General features: G+C 52.0%; 11 protein-coding genes and 1 pseudogene. 1 reads left to right on the top strand and 11 read right to left on the bottom strand.

Annotation, left to right across the window (positions count from 1 at the left end; translation table 11 throughout):
- Genes J2S23_RS04510 through J2S23_RS04475 form a run of 9 tightly spaced genes read right to left on the bottom strand, consistent with a single transcriptional unit; the run spans position 1 to position 12,856 of the window.
- Positions 1-2,349 carry a glycoside hydrolase family 3 C-terminal domain-containing protein gene (locus tag J2S23_RS04510; protein WP_307121564.1) on the bottom strand — a complete coding sequence of 783 codons (2,349 nt, stop codon included), beginning with the start codon at positions 2,347-2,349 and terminating at the stop codon, positions 1-3.
- Entirely contained in the window at positions 2,346-4,835 is a 2,490-nt protein-coding gene (locus J2S23_RS04505; protein WP_307121563.1) for a family 78 glycoside hydrolase catalytic domain, read from the bottom strand. The genes J2S23_RS04510 and J2S23_RS04505 overlap by 4 nt, the downstream gene beginning before the upstream one ends.
- Before the next feature lie 41 nt (positions 4,836-4,876).
- The gene (locus J2S23_RS04500; RefSeq protein ID WP_307121562.1) at positions 4,877-6,322 is read right to left on the bottom strand and encodes a family 43 glycosylhydrolase; all 1,446 of its coding nucleotides are present in this window, start codon (positions 6,320-6,322) and stop codon (positions 4,877-4,879) included.
- A gap of 51 nt (positions 6,323-6,373) precedes the next feature.
- Positions 6,374-7,879 carry a family 43 glycosylhydrolase gene (locus J2S23_RS04495; RefSeq protein ID WP_307121561.1) on the bottom strand — a complete coding sequence of 502 codons (1,506 nt, stop codon included), beginning with the start codon at positions 7,877-7,879 and terminating at the stop codon, positions 6,374-6,376.
- Positions 7,876-8,631 carry a GDSL-type esterase/lipase family protein gene (locus tag J2S23_RS04490; RefSeq protein ID WP_307121560.1) on the bottom strand — a complete coding sequence of 252 codons (756 nt, stop codon included), beginning with the start codon at positions 8,629-8,631 and terminating at the stop codon, positions 7,876-7,878. The genes J2S23_RS04495 and J2S23_RS04490 overlap by 4 nt, the downstream gene beginning before the upstream one ends.
- Entirely contained in the window at positions 8,628-8,792 is a 165-nt protein-coding gene (locus J2S23_RS11300) for a hypothetical protein (RefSeq protein ID WP_370868693.1), read from the bottom strand. Before J2S23_RS11300 ends, J2S23_RS04490 begins: the two co-directional genes overlap by 4 nt.
- Entirely contained in the window at positions 8,779-11,169 is a 2,391-nt protein-coding gene (locus tag J2S23_RS04485; protein ID WP_307121559.1) for a glycoside hydrolase family 2 TIM barrel-domain containing protein, read from the bottom strand. Before J2S23_RS04485 ends, J2S23_RS11300 begins: the two co-directional genes overlap by 14 nt.
- Complete coding sequence (locus J2S23_RS04480; RefSeq protein WP_307121558.1) at positions 11,169-12,626, bottom strand: MFS transporter; 1,458 nt, start codon at positions 12,624-12,626, stop codon at positions 11,169-11,171. The genes J2S23_RS04485 and J2S23_RS04480 overlap by 1 nt, the downstream gene beginning before the upstream one ends.
- The gene (locus tag J2S23_RS04475) at positions 12,623-12,856 is read right to left on the bottom strand and encodes a hypothetical protein (RefSeq protein WP_307121557.1); all 234 of its coding nucleotides are present in this window, start codon (positions 12,854-12,856) and stop codon (positions 12,623-12,625) included. The genes J2S23_RS04480 and J2S23_RS04475 overlap by 4 nt, the downstream gene beginning before the upstream one ends.
- Before the next feature lie 151 nt (positions 12,857-13,007).
- Between J2S23_RS04475 and J2S23_RS04470 the strand changes: the two genes are divergently transcribed.
- A complete protein-coding gene (locus J2S23_RS04470; protein ID WP_307121556.1) occupies positions 13,008-14,201 on the top strand; it encodes a helix-turn-helix domain-containing protein in 1,194 nt (397 codons plus the stop codon).
- A 154-nt stretch (positions 14,202-14,355) separates the two neighbouring features.
- Here the strand turns inward: J2S23_RS04470 and J2S23_RS04465 are convergent, their stop codons facing one another.
- A complete protein-coding gene (locus tag J2S23_RS04465) occupies positions 14,356-14,544 on the bottom strand; it encodes a flavodoxin family protein (RefSeq protein WP_307121555.1) in 189 nt (62 codons plus the stop codon).
- A gap of 11 nt (positions 14,545-14,555) precedes the next feature.
- Positions 14,556-14,972, bottom strand: a pseudogene (locus J2S23_RS04460) (alpha/beta hydrolase); the annotation flags it as partial.
- Between the last annotated feature and the right edge of the window lie 117 nt (positions 14,973-15,089).

Raw genomic sequence — 15,089 nt, 5'->3', positions numbered from 1 at the left:
TTATTTTCCAAACATGCGGACGATGCCTTTCAGCAGATGCCCGTTGGCGATTTCCAGCATGGCATGTACGACGCCGTTCTTCAAGCCACCGAAAATCTGCATACTGCGAAGCGGGCTACCCGCGGAGGAGGCCATCATCATCCGAAACTCCGGGTTCTCATAGTCGACTTTTCCTCCGAAGCCTTTGGCAATTGTCTTTTCGACAGCTTTGTACATGATCTTCATCAGCAATGAGAAATCCTTCATTTCAGCGACTGTATGATCCATGGTAAACAGTCCCTTGATGAGTTTGGGAGGAATGTACGCTCTCCCAAGCATACGTTCAAACTCCTCTACGGACGGAACCCCCTTAGGTGCTTCGTACCAGGAGTCTGCCTGCCAATCCGGGACTTCAAGCGTTTCATCGCCCCGGTGTACAACGGCACGTAACGGAAGGTCGCGACTCGAAGAACCCACACAGACTGTATATTCACCGGCAGGCACTTTCCACCCGTTCTGCCAGACCGCAAAAGCCCGCTCATCCAGCTTAAATGCAATTTGTCGGCTTTCTCCCGGCTGCAGAAAGACTTTCTGAAAGCCCTTCAGCTCACGCAGCGGGCGATGGATCCCGACCTGCGGCGCCTCGATATACAGCTGGGCGATCTCCGCGCCGGCACGGTTCCCCGTATTGATCACAACTGCCTCCGCGGTATTTCCGGTCACCACCAGATCAGAATAGGCAAACGTTGTGTAGCTCAGGCCGAAGCCAAAGGGAAAGCGGACAGCTGTCCGCGCCTTGTCGTAGAAGCGATATCCAACATAGATGCCCTCACGATAAAGCGCGTCCTTCGTCTTGCCATAGTAAGAGGAAGATGGGCAATCCTCGTAGGAAATCGGCCACGATTCAGCCAGTTTGCCGCAGGGATTCGCTGCACCGTAAATCAGATCGCTGATAACAGCGCCGCCTTCCTGCCCCATGAGACCCATATATAAAATCGCCTTGACCTTGTCTGCCCATGGCGTTTCTACAGGGCTGCCCGTCAGCAGCACAACGATCGTATTCGGATTTGCTTCGGCAATGGCTTCGATCATGCGATTATGGCCTTCCGGCATCTGCATATTTTCCCGATCAAAGCCCTCAGACTCATATCGGTCCGGCAGACCGGCAAACACGATTGTAACCTCGGCCCCCGCCGCAACTGTTCTCGCTTCTTCCAGCAGCGCATCAGACGTATCGCCCCGGCTGTCGCAGCCCGCGGCAAATACTGCTCCCGGAAAGCAGTCCAGAGGAATGGTCAGCCTTGTCGGATTGATGTGGCTCGATCCCGCCCCCTGATAGCGCGGCTCCTGTGCCATCGTACCGATTACGGCAAGCCTGACGGTTTTTGCAAGAGGCAGCAGATGATCTTCGTTTTTCAACAGCACCGCACCGGAGAGGGCCGCCTTCCTGGCAACAACTTTGTGCGCGTCATAATCACAAGATGCCTGTTTGCTTTTGTTCTCATCTGCTCTCAGCACAAGACGCAGCACCCGTGCGGCGCATGCGTCAATCGCGCTTTCGGGAAGGTCGCCGCGTTTGACCGCGTCGATCGTTTCCCGAATCATATAATTGCTGCCTCCCGGCATGTTCAGATCGCACCCTGCCCGGAACGCTTCGACCCGATTGTTCATTGCACCCCAGTCCGTCACAACCAGGCCGTCAAAGCCCCATTCAGCGCGCAGAATATCGGTCAAAAGCGCTTTATTGTCGCTGCAATGTGTGCCGTTCAGCTTTGGATAGGCACACATCACCGTGGAAGGTTTGCCCTCTTTGATGGCTGTTTCAAAGGCGGATAGGTAAAGCTCCCGCATCGTGCGCTCATCCATCACACTGTCAGATGTGAAGCGATCCCGCTCCTGTGAATTCGCCGCAAGGTGCTTCAGGCTCGTGGCCACGCCCTCGCTTTCCGCACCGCGGATATAGGCAGCGGCCAGCTTGCCGGTCAGGTAAGGGTCTTCAGAAAAATATTCAAAATTCCGTCCGCACAGTGGATTTCGCTTCAGATTCGCACCCGGGCCAAGAACAAGTCCGACACCCTGCGCCTTCGCTTCCTGCGCAATTGCTTTTCCGATTTCATCAAGCAGTTCTGTATCCCATGAGGCACCGGTTGTCACCGCGGTGGGAAAACAGGTCGCCGGCAGAGATCGGTTCAAGCCGAGCATATCCGCCGCATCCTCCTGCTTGCGGAGGCCATGAGGCCCATCACTCATAAAAATGGTCGGGATGCCATACTGCGGAAATGCTTTAGTCGTCCAAAAATCCTTGCCTTCACAAAGAGCAATCTTCTCCTCCCGAGACATGCGCTGAATGATTTCGTTTACATCTTTCATCTTGTTTCCTCCGTGTAAACATAGGCCCCTGCACGGATAGTTTCGATCCTGCCGTCCGGTAAGATCAGCTTCGCCGCGCAGCCTGCCGGTACCGTGAAACGATAGATCGTTCTATCCTCCTGCCTCTCCCATGCGCTGGAAACCTCACCGTATATACTCTGATACAATGCTCTTGCACAGGTGAACGTGCCGCCCGGGTGTGGCGCCAGGATGAAATGATTCTCGCCATCCACGCGAATACCGCACATGGTTTTGAACAGCCACTCTACAACCGCACCCTTGGAGTAATGGTTGAGACTGGCAATGCCGCCCTGGGCTTCCGTTCCCTCCCAGCTTTCCCAGATGGTGGTGGCGCCCACCTTGGGCATATAAAGCCAACCGGGCATCTCCTCATTTTCGAGCAACCGATACGCGGCGTCCATGTCGATCTGACTAAGCACATCCAGAATCAACGGTGTAGAGAGGAATCCGGTACCCAGCCTCCAGCCGTAATGATCAAGCGCTTCCACAAGCCGTTTCTCGGCGAATGCCTTCTGCTTCTTTGTCAGAAGGTTAAAGGCCAGAGGCCGCACGAGCTGTGACTGCCTGTCCGTGTCGAGCTCTTTCCCAAATTTTTTCTGATATGCAGCCTTGCATCCGGCCGAGATGGCGTTATATTTTGCCGCGTCCTCCGGGTGATGAAGCTCCTCCGAAATCTCCGCCAGGCATTGCAGGACATAGGCGGTGTAGGCAGTGCTGACCTCCGGATGCGGCAGCACCGCGTCCTTCCAGTCATTGGGCATGACGTCCGTGGGTTCCGCCCATTCGCCAAAGCTTTGTCCTTTTCGTACAACACCATCCCTAGAAATACGCCGAATCATAAATTCCGCATACTTCTTCATGCGATCATAATAGCTTTCGAGAATCCGCCTGTCCCCGTATTTTTTCCAGAAGCGATAGGGCAGCAGGATGCCGATATCCGACCAGCCCACCGAACCGTTCATCGTCCACATATAAAAGTCTACACCGCCGTAAGGCGCGATTTGGGGAAGCAGTCCATTGCGCTTTTGCCAGTCAAAAATATCCCGCAGATATTTCTGCGAAAAGGCCGCATAGTCGAACAGGTAGGAAGCCGTTTCAAAGAAGATCTGTGCATCCCCCGTCCAGCCGTGACGCTCACGGGTGGGACAGTCGGTTGGAATGTCGAGGGAATTGGACTTAGTCGACCATTTTGTAGCCTCCACAAAGCGGTTCAAAAGCTCATTGGAGCTTTCGAAGTGTCCGGTTTCTGCTATGTCTGAGTAAACGGCAACAGCCTCCACATTCTCTGGCAGAAGCTCCAGGTCCGTTTCCACCTCTGCATAACGAAATCCAAAGACAGCAAAGGTGGTTTTGTATTCGTTAAGTCCTTCGCCGCAGATATATTCGATCTGCTGCAAAGGCGTCGTCTTCTTTTTGCCAACACATTGAATATTTTTCAGCGTCAGATTTCCATCAGTGTCCAACATCTCACCAAAGCGCCAAAGCATCCGCTGAGCGGCATGGGCATTCACCTGGAAAAACACATAACCTGCCAGGTTCTGCCCGAAGTCCAGGAGTTTCCTGCCGTTGGGAGCGGTGCTGATGACAGGATGAAAGCGCTCATGCTCGGTTACAACAACATTGTTGGAAGCGGATGGAACAACATTGTGTTTCGACTCTCTCGCTTTGCCCTGATACAGTGGCTTGCGGAAGGCCTCCACAACCTCGCCGTCCTTATTGTCAGCAAAACGGATGGGGCCGTCGTTGGCCCACTGCCAGCTGCCATCGGAACTCACGTTTTCCCTCAGACCGCTTTCGTCCTCATACTCCAGCTGACATATAAGCTTTGTCTCTGTGCCGTATTGGTTGGTGATGCCCCAGGCTCCGCAGCTTCCCCGATACCAGCCGTCAGCCAGCTGAACGGTCAATTCGTTTTCGCCGGCATGCAACATGTTCGTTACATCATAGGTCTGATATTGGACTCGTTTGCGATAATCCGTATGGCCGGGGGCCAGGCAGAAGTTACCCACCTTTTCGTCGTTCAGTTTTGCCTCATACAGTCCGCAAGCAGTGATATAAAGCCGTGCATGACAGACAGGCCCCTTCACCCGAAAAACCTTTCGGAAGCAATCCACCGGATAGCGTTCTTTCTTGTTCGGCGTATAGTCTCCGGTGATCCATGTGGCTTGCCAGTCACTTTCCTCCAGCAAACCCATCTCGAAGAAAGCCTCAGACCATTCGCCGGGTTCGTCGTTTTCATCCCATAAGCGTATCTTCCAGTTCACTCGCTCGCGGCTGTGAAGTGGCTGCGGATATACAGTTTGCATGGAGCCGCACTCCACCCTGCCGCTATCCCAGTTGTCTGTAACAATCTGATAAGCGGTCTGCCTGATTCCGCCCTCGCAGTTCCACATCAGGCGAGGATTCAGCAAATCAATTCCAACGGGATTTACAAGGTACTCGGTTTTCAGCCGGATCGCTTTCATGTTTTAGCCTCCATTCTTACCCCTGATTTTTTTCTTCCATATTATAATAATTCAAATTGATTGAAATCCATATATCCCTCTCCGACATAAGTAAAATAGAGCGGAGAAACTTCTTCCGGCAAAGCCACACCGATCACAGGTGATAACCGCCATTCAGCTGAAGGCTCAACCTCTATCCGCCCAATTACACTGCCTTCGGGTCCTGTCCTTAGTTCCACCTTGCCCTTTCCGTTCCCCCTTGTCATGATTTGAATTCTTGAAGCGCCTTCGAACCGAAAATATTTAAATCCAGCCACGCTTCCATCGGTCATGTTCGCGATATACTGATCCCCATTCTCATCCCTGTCCCCGCCGGACTGCGTAAAATATGGGTGCATGCCATCTTTATCTTTCTCAAAGCTTTTTTCATATTTGAAAGTTCCTTCCCGACTCATCAGATGGCAGGCGATTCTCGCTTCGTAGGCTCCCCTACCGGGCAGCGGACCATTATTCAACCCGCAGCTCGTAAGCTCCGCCTGGGGTATGGAGCCATCCGGCAGAATCGTGATTTTTTCCGCACATCCCTGCCTGCAACATTTCTGCCTGTTGGTCTGGCGGTGGTAAAAGATATACCACTGGCCGTTGATTTCCGCCATGCCGCCATGGGTGTTCCCCAGATAGTTCATTGCCTTTTGATTCCCGTCCAGCCCTATATCACCGATGCTGATCAACGTGCCGCCGTAGCGGAATGGGCCCAGCGGGGCATCCCCGGTTGCATAGCATAATTCATGACTCAGTTCGGAAGAATAGACGAAATAATATTTCCCCCGCACCTTGCGCATACTGCTTGCTTCATAAAAGGCATGGCCCTCAAAGCCGGTTCCCGATACAAGCAACGGCCCCGGCGCCACCATCACAGCTTCTCCCTTCAGCGTGAGCATATCCTGTTCCAGTTCCATTCCATAGGCCCCGTCCAGATTACCCCGCATTCCCATGACAGTGCGCAGGAACCCTCTATCCGGTGCAAATCCGCTGTAAAGATAGATCCTTCCGTCCTCATCCATGAATACCGCCGGGTCGAAATTGTAGGCCTCGCCATGCTTTTTCCCGTACAAGGTGCCATCCTTATGCCTCACATATCCATAAAATGTAAAGGGGCCCTCCGGGCGCACCGATACCGCCACGGAAACCACAGTGAGCATGCTGGCCACATAATACAGATAATAACGCCCGTCCGGACCTTTCTGTACATCCGGCGCATTCAGGACAGACAGCCCCTTCTTATTCTTCGGATCCTGTGTCTTCCGATAGATCACACCCTCGTATTTCCATTCCCCCAGATCAGAAACCGGCGCAGACCAGCACACATAATCCCCAAGGCAGAAATTTTTCCCGTTAAATTTATCATGGCTCCCATACACATATAGTCTGTCGCCGAAAACATACGGTTCTCCGTCAGGCACATATTCATAGCTTGGCAGATAGGGGTTAAATACCTGTTTTTTCATAAGCTCCTCCCATAACGGTCTGTGGCCTGGATGGCTGACCTGTCAGATATTTCAATTCGCGTTTATCAGGGGGAACTGCTCCATTCTAAGATTCAAAAGATCCACCTTCCCTTTTCCAAAGTACTCAAGGTACAGTGGGAGTGTTCCAACCGCGGCAAATTGAGCAAAACCCGATTCGCACCAGTTTGGCTGAAATGGAAGCTCAATCTCGGCCAGCGGATACCCCGGTTCCGTCATGACGCGGAGTTTTCCTCCGCCGTGCCGATAGGTTACGCACAGGCTTGAATTCCCTGTGAAAGCAAAGTATTTGTAACCAATCAATGTTTTGTTCTCTATATCTCTGATAAAGCGGCTATCGCCTTCGTGACTAATATTGGGAGAATAGCGATTGGGATGGGCGTTGCTCAGATGCGGCATGTGCCCGTTGGTCAGGTTGCAGCAGATGGCGGCTGGATATGTACCTTCTGCTCTGAGTGGACCGCCGTTAAGGCCACAGCTCGTCATCTCTACTTGCCGTATTGTGCCACCTCCGTCGATCTGAATAGGTTCAGCGCAACCCTGTCTGGAAAACGCCGTGTTATGGGTCAGACGGTGGTAGAAGATGTAATACTGTCCGTTGATCTTTTCAATACTGCCGTGATTCGTGCCTGTGGCACAAAGACGATCCTTTGCCTTGCGGCCGTCCATTCCGATATCTCCATTGGAGATGATCACGCCCCGATAGGTGAAGTCCCGATCCGGATATTTTGAGGTCGCATAACACAGCTCATGATTCACATGACTCGAGTAGATAAAATAATACAAATCCCCAAACTTGCGCAGCGAGGCCGCTTCGTAGAAGCTGTGATCACGGAGGGCTGTTTTTTTCGGTGCGTTGTTCATTGCAGGAAGAATGCGCTTCGGTTCTCCTTTTACGGTAAGCATATCCGGCTCCAGCTCCACAACATTGGCGCCGAGAATACTCAGAGGTTCTTCCTCCTGTATTTCCCGGATGCTCTTATTAAAGATCTTGCTCATTACCTTCGGCATGACTCGACGAAGAATGGGAGCATGCGTATCGATTCCCAGTCCCCAGCCATAACTCAGCCAGATTCTCCCGTTGTCGTTCAGTACTGCCGGGTCAAAAGGAATAAAGCGCAGCAGAGGCCGGCCATCCGGGTAATGCACATCCCCGTAATATTCATACTTTCCCGCAGGGGTATCGCAGACCGCAACACTGATTGGTCCGTCGAAGCCATGGTTACCCTGCCCGGAAAGATCATAATACAGATAAAATCTTCCATCCGGACCTTGAACCGCATCTGGAGCATACATATCCTGCCGCTCTCCGGAATAATGGCGACACTGCTCTGCACGATAGATGGTGCCTTCACAACGCCAGTCACTCAGATCATGTACCGAAGCTGACCAGCATTCATAATCCAGCAGGCAAAAATTCGTTCCCCCTTCTGCGTCATGACTGCCGTAAACATACACTCGATCACCAAAAACGTGAGGCTCTCCATCGGGAATATATGTGTCCAGAGGCAGATAAGGATTGAAAGCCTGTTTCTTCATTTGCGAAGCTCCTTTAAGTCGTACTGCTGTATAACCTTTTCTATAGCGGGGCGAATATAATTCTCACACCAGCGCAGCTGTCCTTCATGGTTAAGGTGGATCTTGTCAGAGATAAACAGCTCCTCAGCATAGTTCTCTCCGTCAAAGGTCATATCCTCCGCGTTGACAAAGGTCATGTAGTCAGCATGCTCGGCACAAAGGGTTTCCAATTGTCGGTTGATTTCCTGCGTCAATACTGTATACCTACTGCGTCCGGGCAGCAGCAGGCCGCTCATGACAACAAACTTTGTCTCGGGAAGCTGTTCATGAAAGGTCTGAAACATCTGCTTTTTGCGAGCCATGCAGGCAATGACCTTCTCCTCGTCTGAACCAGACAACTCTACATAGTCGTTAGAGCCGGTCTGAAAGAACACAATCGCAGGTTCATAGGGATACAGAATCCTATCAGCATACTGCATGAGCAGTATGTCAGTGCTGCCGCCGAAGCCATGATTCTGAACCTTATATTCTGCCAGATCGTTTTCCATCTCTGACCAGAGGCGGAAGTTGGACGCGCCGTAAAAGACGATCTCACCTTTGCGCGTATTAGTGTCGTACTTTTGCTCGATGGCAACGACCTCGCCCTCGAAGCCTTTGAACAAGCCACGGAACGGACCCCAGCCGATCTCATAGCCAGTCACAGCCTGTCCGATCAGGCAGGCCGCAAAGAAGCCGGATCCGATTCCCAGTACGATCTTACTTTTGTTTTTCATTTCAATTTCTCTCTACAAGTTTTATCAAACAGATGCGCTTTTCCGTCAAACCATATCAAGCCGTTGGGATCGTTCGCCCAACCGCTAGGAACGCTTGCATGGTATTTCGGCCTGTACCGGTCATTGCCGTTCCTTCTGTTCTTTTTCCTATCCGAATTCACGATCCCCTTTCACACAGGACAGCTTCACGATCTGCCTTGTTCCTGACGTTCCTGCACATATCTCCACTTCCGTATCTCCGTCCTCGTACCCGGCGCGGAAAACGGCCTGTGCCCTTCCATAATACGTTTTATGGAGATTCGATGTAAATCCTTCCCCTGTGACAGGAGCCGCGCTCCCGAAGCCAGCCAATGACACTTTGGAATCTTCCGGCAGCCTTATGGAGATTTCCCATTCGCTGTCCGGCACCGGATATCCGTCTTTATCTACAATGGTAAAATCCATATAGCATAAATCCTGCCCGTTGGCCCGCAATATGTCCTTTGAGGTCTGGACCAGAATTCTTTCTGCCGCCCCGGCTGTGACAAGCTCCGTTCTTCCTGTTTCCCTTTTCTCCCTGTCTAACAGGACAGCTGTCAGTGTCCCCGGTTCATATTTGACCTTAAAAGAGGCCTTATACTTCCTTACCTTTTTTGTTCCGATGACTTCCCCGTTCCTGAGCAGCCTCACATACGGTGCATCCGCAAAGACCTCCGCTGCGGTTCTTTCCCCCTCGTGCCCATGCCAGGTCCAGGAAGCATATACATCCGTCATCCGCCAATTCCGCCTGATACACCTGACGTTCGCAATGTCCAGAGGCCGGACCCCCAGATATGGCTCAGGAAGTTCTCCCCATACCGCCTGCTGGTATGCCATCTGGGCGTCCGCCATTCCGGTGATATCTATGGTTCCTCCACCATACAAAAGAGGCAGCCCTTTCTTATTTTCATATTTCCAATGTCCGATATTGGCTTCCCCGATATAATCGAACCCTGTCCATACAAAATCCCCAATCAGGTACGGATGCTTCATCACTCTGGGCCAGTTGTACCACTGTCTGCCTACCAGGGTCTCGGAACCAAACAGGATCCGGCCTGGATTTGCTTTTCCCTCCTCGTCGTACCTGCATTCGCCGTAATTATATCCCACAATGTCCAGGCTGTCCGCCAGGCCGGAAATCATCCGATCCGACTTTCTGCCCTTAACGAATATCCCCATGGCCGCTCCCAGCTTCAGCATCAGGGCATTGAAGAACGCCGAGCCTCCCTCGTCCTTTACCTCGCAGTCCGGCAGGTGTTCTTTCCTGTATTCTCCCTGCTCCGTGAACGTAGAATTCCATTTCATCAGCATAATGTTCAGCCCACAGGTGACGGGCCGCTCCCCATCCAGCCCCTTAATCTCCTGTATCAGCGCCCTCCCGGTCCGGATCCCTTCTTCTGTCCGGGGTTCCGTGACCTCGTTGCCGATGGAATACATGATGACGGACGGGTGGTTTCTGTCCTTTTCCACCATGGCCCTGACGCTGTCCCGCCAGGTTTCCTGAAAATATCTTGCGCTGTCGTGGTAAGTCTTTGGAATATACCAGCCGTCATACAGTTCATCTATCACATACATCCCCAGGCTGTCGCAGGCCTCCAGCAGCTCTTCCGAACAGGGATTATGGGCGCTGCGGATGGCGTTATAGCCGTTCTCCTTCAGTATCCTGACCTTGCGAAGCTCCGCGTCCGGATAAGTGCAGGCCCCCAGGATGCCATTATCGCTGTGTAGGCAGCAGCCCCGCAGCTTTGTCTCCTCGCCGTTTACAAGGAAGCCCTCCCTGGCGCTCCAGGACAGCTTCCGGATCCCGAACCTCTGCTCCACACAATCCTTTTCCGATTTCAGCCTTGCCAAGTACAGCTTCGGGCTCTCCGCGCTCCAAAGCGCCGCCCCCGGCAGGGTGATCCGCCCTGCCGAGCCGCTGTAGATACAGTCCTCCCCGTCCATGATCTCCACTGTCACAGGAGCGGGCTCATCTTTCCGGCTCCCGTTTTCCCTGCTGTTCCTGACGCAGGCTTTTATCTCAACTTCCGCCGGGCTGACCGAACGGGTAATGATCTCCACATCCTCAATATGCTCCCATGGCCTGACGAGCAGGCTCACCGGACGGATCAGGCCGGAGCCGGAGTACCAGCGGCAGTTAGGGGTATAGGAATTGTCGCACTTTACCTGGACCTCGTTCTCCCCCTCCGCCACAGCCCCGGAAATATCTGCCTCAAACGCCGTGAAGCCATAAGCATGCCTGCAGACCTCATGCCCGTTTACCAGAACCGTGGTGAGCCCATAAGCCCCATCGAAACAGAGCAGGATCTGGCAGGAAAGCATCTCCCGGGATATCATGAACCGCTTTTTATAAAGGTAGCATCCCCCTGGATAGAACCCGCTCCGGTCTCCATTATTCGTCTCCTGGCGGCGGGGCTCATGAATCATGGCATCATAGGGCAAATCTATTTTCTTCCCCGGACCTGCTGCACCGCCGCTTTCCCTCTCCACCATCCAGCCTCTGTTGAAGTCATACCGCATCAGCTTTCCTTCCTTTCCGTCTCCCGCTTCCTTAGATCCCGCTCGACCCTCAACAGAACGAACAGCCCGATGATGACCAGCGTCCCTATCACTTCCACGCCGTAATAACTCCACAGGATCCCATGGATCGTCCGGCTGCTCTGCTGAGCGGCCACCGTCACCCCGTCCACCAGGCTGGGGGCCACATAGCCGGTCCTGGCCAGGATCAGGTTGAACACGCTGGTACAGATTCCTGTGGTGATAGTCAGGATAATGCTGTACACGGACATGGCAAATCCGTCGCAGCGGAACTTATGCTTCCACTCAAAGTGATCCAGGCAGTCTGCGAACAGGGCCATGAAAATATAGGAAGTGGGAATACAGCCCACATTTTTGATGACATGCCCGATAATCACCGTCACCATATTGGCCGGGCTCGTCAGACAGATCAGGTTTCCGGTCACCAGCAGTACATTCCCCGCCAGAAAAAGGGTGCGCTTCTCGAATTTCTTCGTCAGGGGGATAATGACGAACATCCCCAGCCCCATGGGGACGCCTCCCAGCACCTGCAGGATGGTAGGCGTGATGCCGTCGTTATAGCTCCCCAAAATGTAGTTGCAGTAATATAAGAGGCTGGTATTCCGCAGGATGGTCACGAACTGAGTGATGGCAAATATCACCAGAGCGATCACCATGTACTTATCCGTAAAGCAGACTTTCATCTGGGCGGCATAAGGGAGCTCCTCTTTCTTCCCTTCTAAAGCTTCCGTCTCCCTTGACGCCTCCGTCACGCGCTCCTTCGTAAAGTAGTATTCCAGCAGCCCCAGCGGCAGCACGATAATGGATACCACACAGACCATGGTGATCCAGCCCTGCTTGTTCACCCCGATTGCAGGCAGCACCAGCATCGGAACCAGCACCGCCGCAATGGTTCCGGCAAATACAATGTTGGCGATGCTCGCAAAGGTGGAAAGCGTGGTCCTTTGCTCCGTATTCCTGGTGGAAAGGGGAATCATCATATTGTGGCTCATGTTATAAGTCGTGTAGCTTACGGCGTAATACAGGTTATAGGACACCACCACCCAGACCAGCTGCACCGACATGCTGGCATTGGGGATCACATACATCAGAATACCGGCAATGGGCATCATCACTGCCCCCAGCAGAATATAAGGGCGGGCCTTTCCCTGTTTCGTTCTGGTATGATCGATGATATAGCCCATGAGCACGTTGGTGACGGCATCCAGAATCTTTGATACCAAGGGGAAAACCGCCAGAAAAGCGCCTCCCGCCACTACCGTCAGCTTCAGCACGTCCGTATAGTACAGGTTGATATACCCGCTCACGATGGTATTGAACAGCAGCGCTCCCACGGGTCCGACCAGGTATCCGAAAACCTTTTCCTTTCCAGTCACATCCTCCGAAACGATACGGCTGTCCCATATCTTTTTCTCCAAAAATCCATTCTTTCCTCTCATCTTACGCTCCGTTCCTTTCCCGGACGCTTCTGCAGGCTGCAGGGAAAGCTGTGGCGTCCGCTGGCCAGTTCCTTTTTCTCTCCGTCAGGCATGGTAAGCATGCAGGCAGTCGATATGGTGCCGCGCTTTCCTCCGCCCATGCCCATGGCGCGGATGGGCAAGTAGTCTGGTGCGTGCATGACTTTTTGAATACCGTCTTTATCAAAGCCTAATTGCTTGCTTGCCATCATAATTCCTCCTCAGTAGTGTCTGTTCTCCGCGATGCTTCGAATACATCTTCGGTATGCTGTAGTAAGTATATCAAAAACATTCACATGAAGCTTGCATATTTGTTTGTTTTTCTATATAATTGTTGGTAAATCCGATAGGAGGTGATTTTGTATGAAAAAGGCGGATCTGGAGTATATCTGCAAAATCGTAGCTGACCTGTCAGGTATTCCAATTCGCGTGTATCTAGGGGAACAGCTGCTGCTCTGGCACTCTCTGATTCATCTGCCAAAGGATCCACTATTGGCCTGCAAAGAAGAGCTGTGGAGAATTACCGACCAGGTAGGCTACTATGTTACGCCGCAATTTCTATATTACGGTATTGTCAACTTCGAGGAGACCAGAATCATCTTTGGCCCTACCTTTCATATTGCCGGCTCAGAGCAAAGCCTTCACACACTTGCCTTCCAGATCGATGTTTCTCCCGAAGATACAAGAGATTTTGTCCAAGGCATGAGTCAAATCAATTCTCTGCCGCTGGAAAGTATGCTGCAGATTCTCTGCATGCTGAATTATGTCTTCAGCGGAAGAAAAATTCAGATGAAGGATCTCATCATTCATGAAGAGGAACAATCTCAGTTTCATCAGGCAAGCCAGGAAGACCAGGTCAGGAAAGTTACCGGGAATATCATGGAGCCGGTCACCCTGCATAACACATACGACTTGGAACAGATGCTGTTATCCATTGTCCGAAAAGGAGACAGTGCTGCGCTGCGTGAATGGGCATCTTCACCACCGGCAGTACGGCCAGGAACGCTTGCCATGGATTCCCTCCAGCAGCTGAAGAACACGATCATCTGTACAACAACGTTGGTTACCCGCGCCGCGATCCGCGGCGGGATGGATGTGGAGGACGCGCTTTCTCTCTCCGATGCCTACATTCAGCGCTGTGAAGAGATCAACAGCCAGGAGAAACTAATCAATCTTCAATTTCATATGATTTCTGACTTTACAGATCGTGTAGAAAGGGTTCGCCTGGGAGGGCAAAACTCAAAACTAGCCATTCAGGTAGCGAGCTATGTACAGAAGCATCTTTCTGAACCTGTCAATACAGAAGCGCTGGCGAATCACCTCTATATGAATCGGACGCATCTCTCCGCACGCTTTCATCAGGAAACAGGGATGACATTGAGTACGTTCATCACGCTGGAAAAAATGGAGGAAGCAAAACGCCTCCTCCGCTACTCAGATAAAACTTTAACTGCAATCAGCAGTTATCTTGGCTATTCTTCACCCGGGCATTTCACCAATGTATTCAAAAAGCATATCGGAACGACCCCGACTGAATACCGGGAAAAACATAACTGATCATGCTGATCCATCTAATACCAAGCGTATGAAAACTTTCATTCAAAGGATATAACAAAGTCGGATGATGTTTTCTTAACTAAACGGGCAGATAGTCAAAAATGAAGGATGCGGCAATCATTGGTCTGCGAGCTTCCTTAACAAAATGCAGAATCTACTTGACAAATTTTTGTGTCTTCTGACAGACAAGACAGCCAATGCAGAATTTCAGTTCCTTACCCTTCAGGCTGATATGTTCGACTTCATGTCCTGCATCCTGAGCGCCTTTGATCAGACTCTCTGTCAGGATGTCCGAATTGCTTTTCGCCCGGAGGCTGGTGGAAATTACAAGTACGCTGCTCATACGGTTCTCCTTTACTGCAGATGTTCGGTGAAAAATGCATCCAGCTTGTCGAACGGGATGGCATCTTTTCCACCGCCATCGTAGAGATCGGTGTGGACGGCACCGGGGATGATCATGAGTTCCTTGTTGTCCGTGTATTTGCTGTCTTTGATCATGTCGGCATAGGCGTCTTTGCTGAAATAGCAGGAATGGGCGTTCTCGCCGTGAATCAGAAGGACTGTGCTTCGGATCTCATTGGAATACTGAAGGATCGGCTGGTTGACAAAGCTCTCGCAGCCGATGACGTTCCAGCCGCCGTTGGAATTCAGGGAACGGGCGTGATAGCCTCGCTCAGTTTTGTAATAGTCGTAGTAATCCTTCACAAAGAAAGGCGCGTCTTCCGGAAGCGGATCGACCACACCGCCGCCAAGTTTATACTCGCCGTTTTTCAGGCATCCTTTGCCGGGCAATAATCATGACCACCCGTCTAACGGGTGGTTTGAACAGGGGCTATAAGCCCACATCACCAGCCAGCGCCTAAAGACGCTGGCTTTCACTTTGTTCAA

The organism is Streptococcus moroccensis, from assembly GCF_030812835.1.
In the GTDB taxonomy this organism is placed as follows: Bacteria; Bacillota; Bacilli; order Lactobacillales; family Streptococcaceae; genus Streptococcus; species Streptococcus moroccensis.
This window is presented reverse-complemented; position numbering and strand designations above follow the sequence as displayed.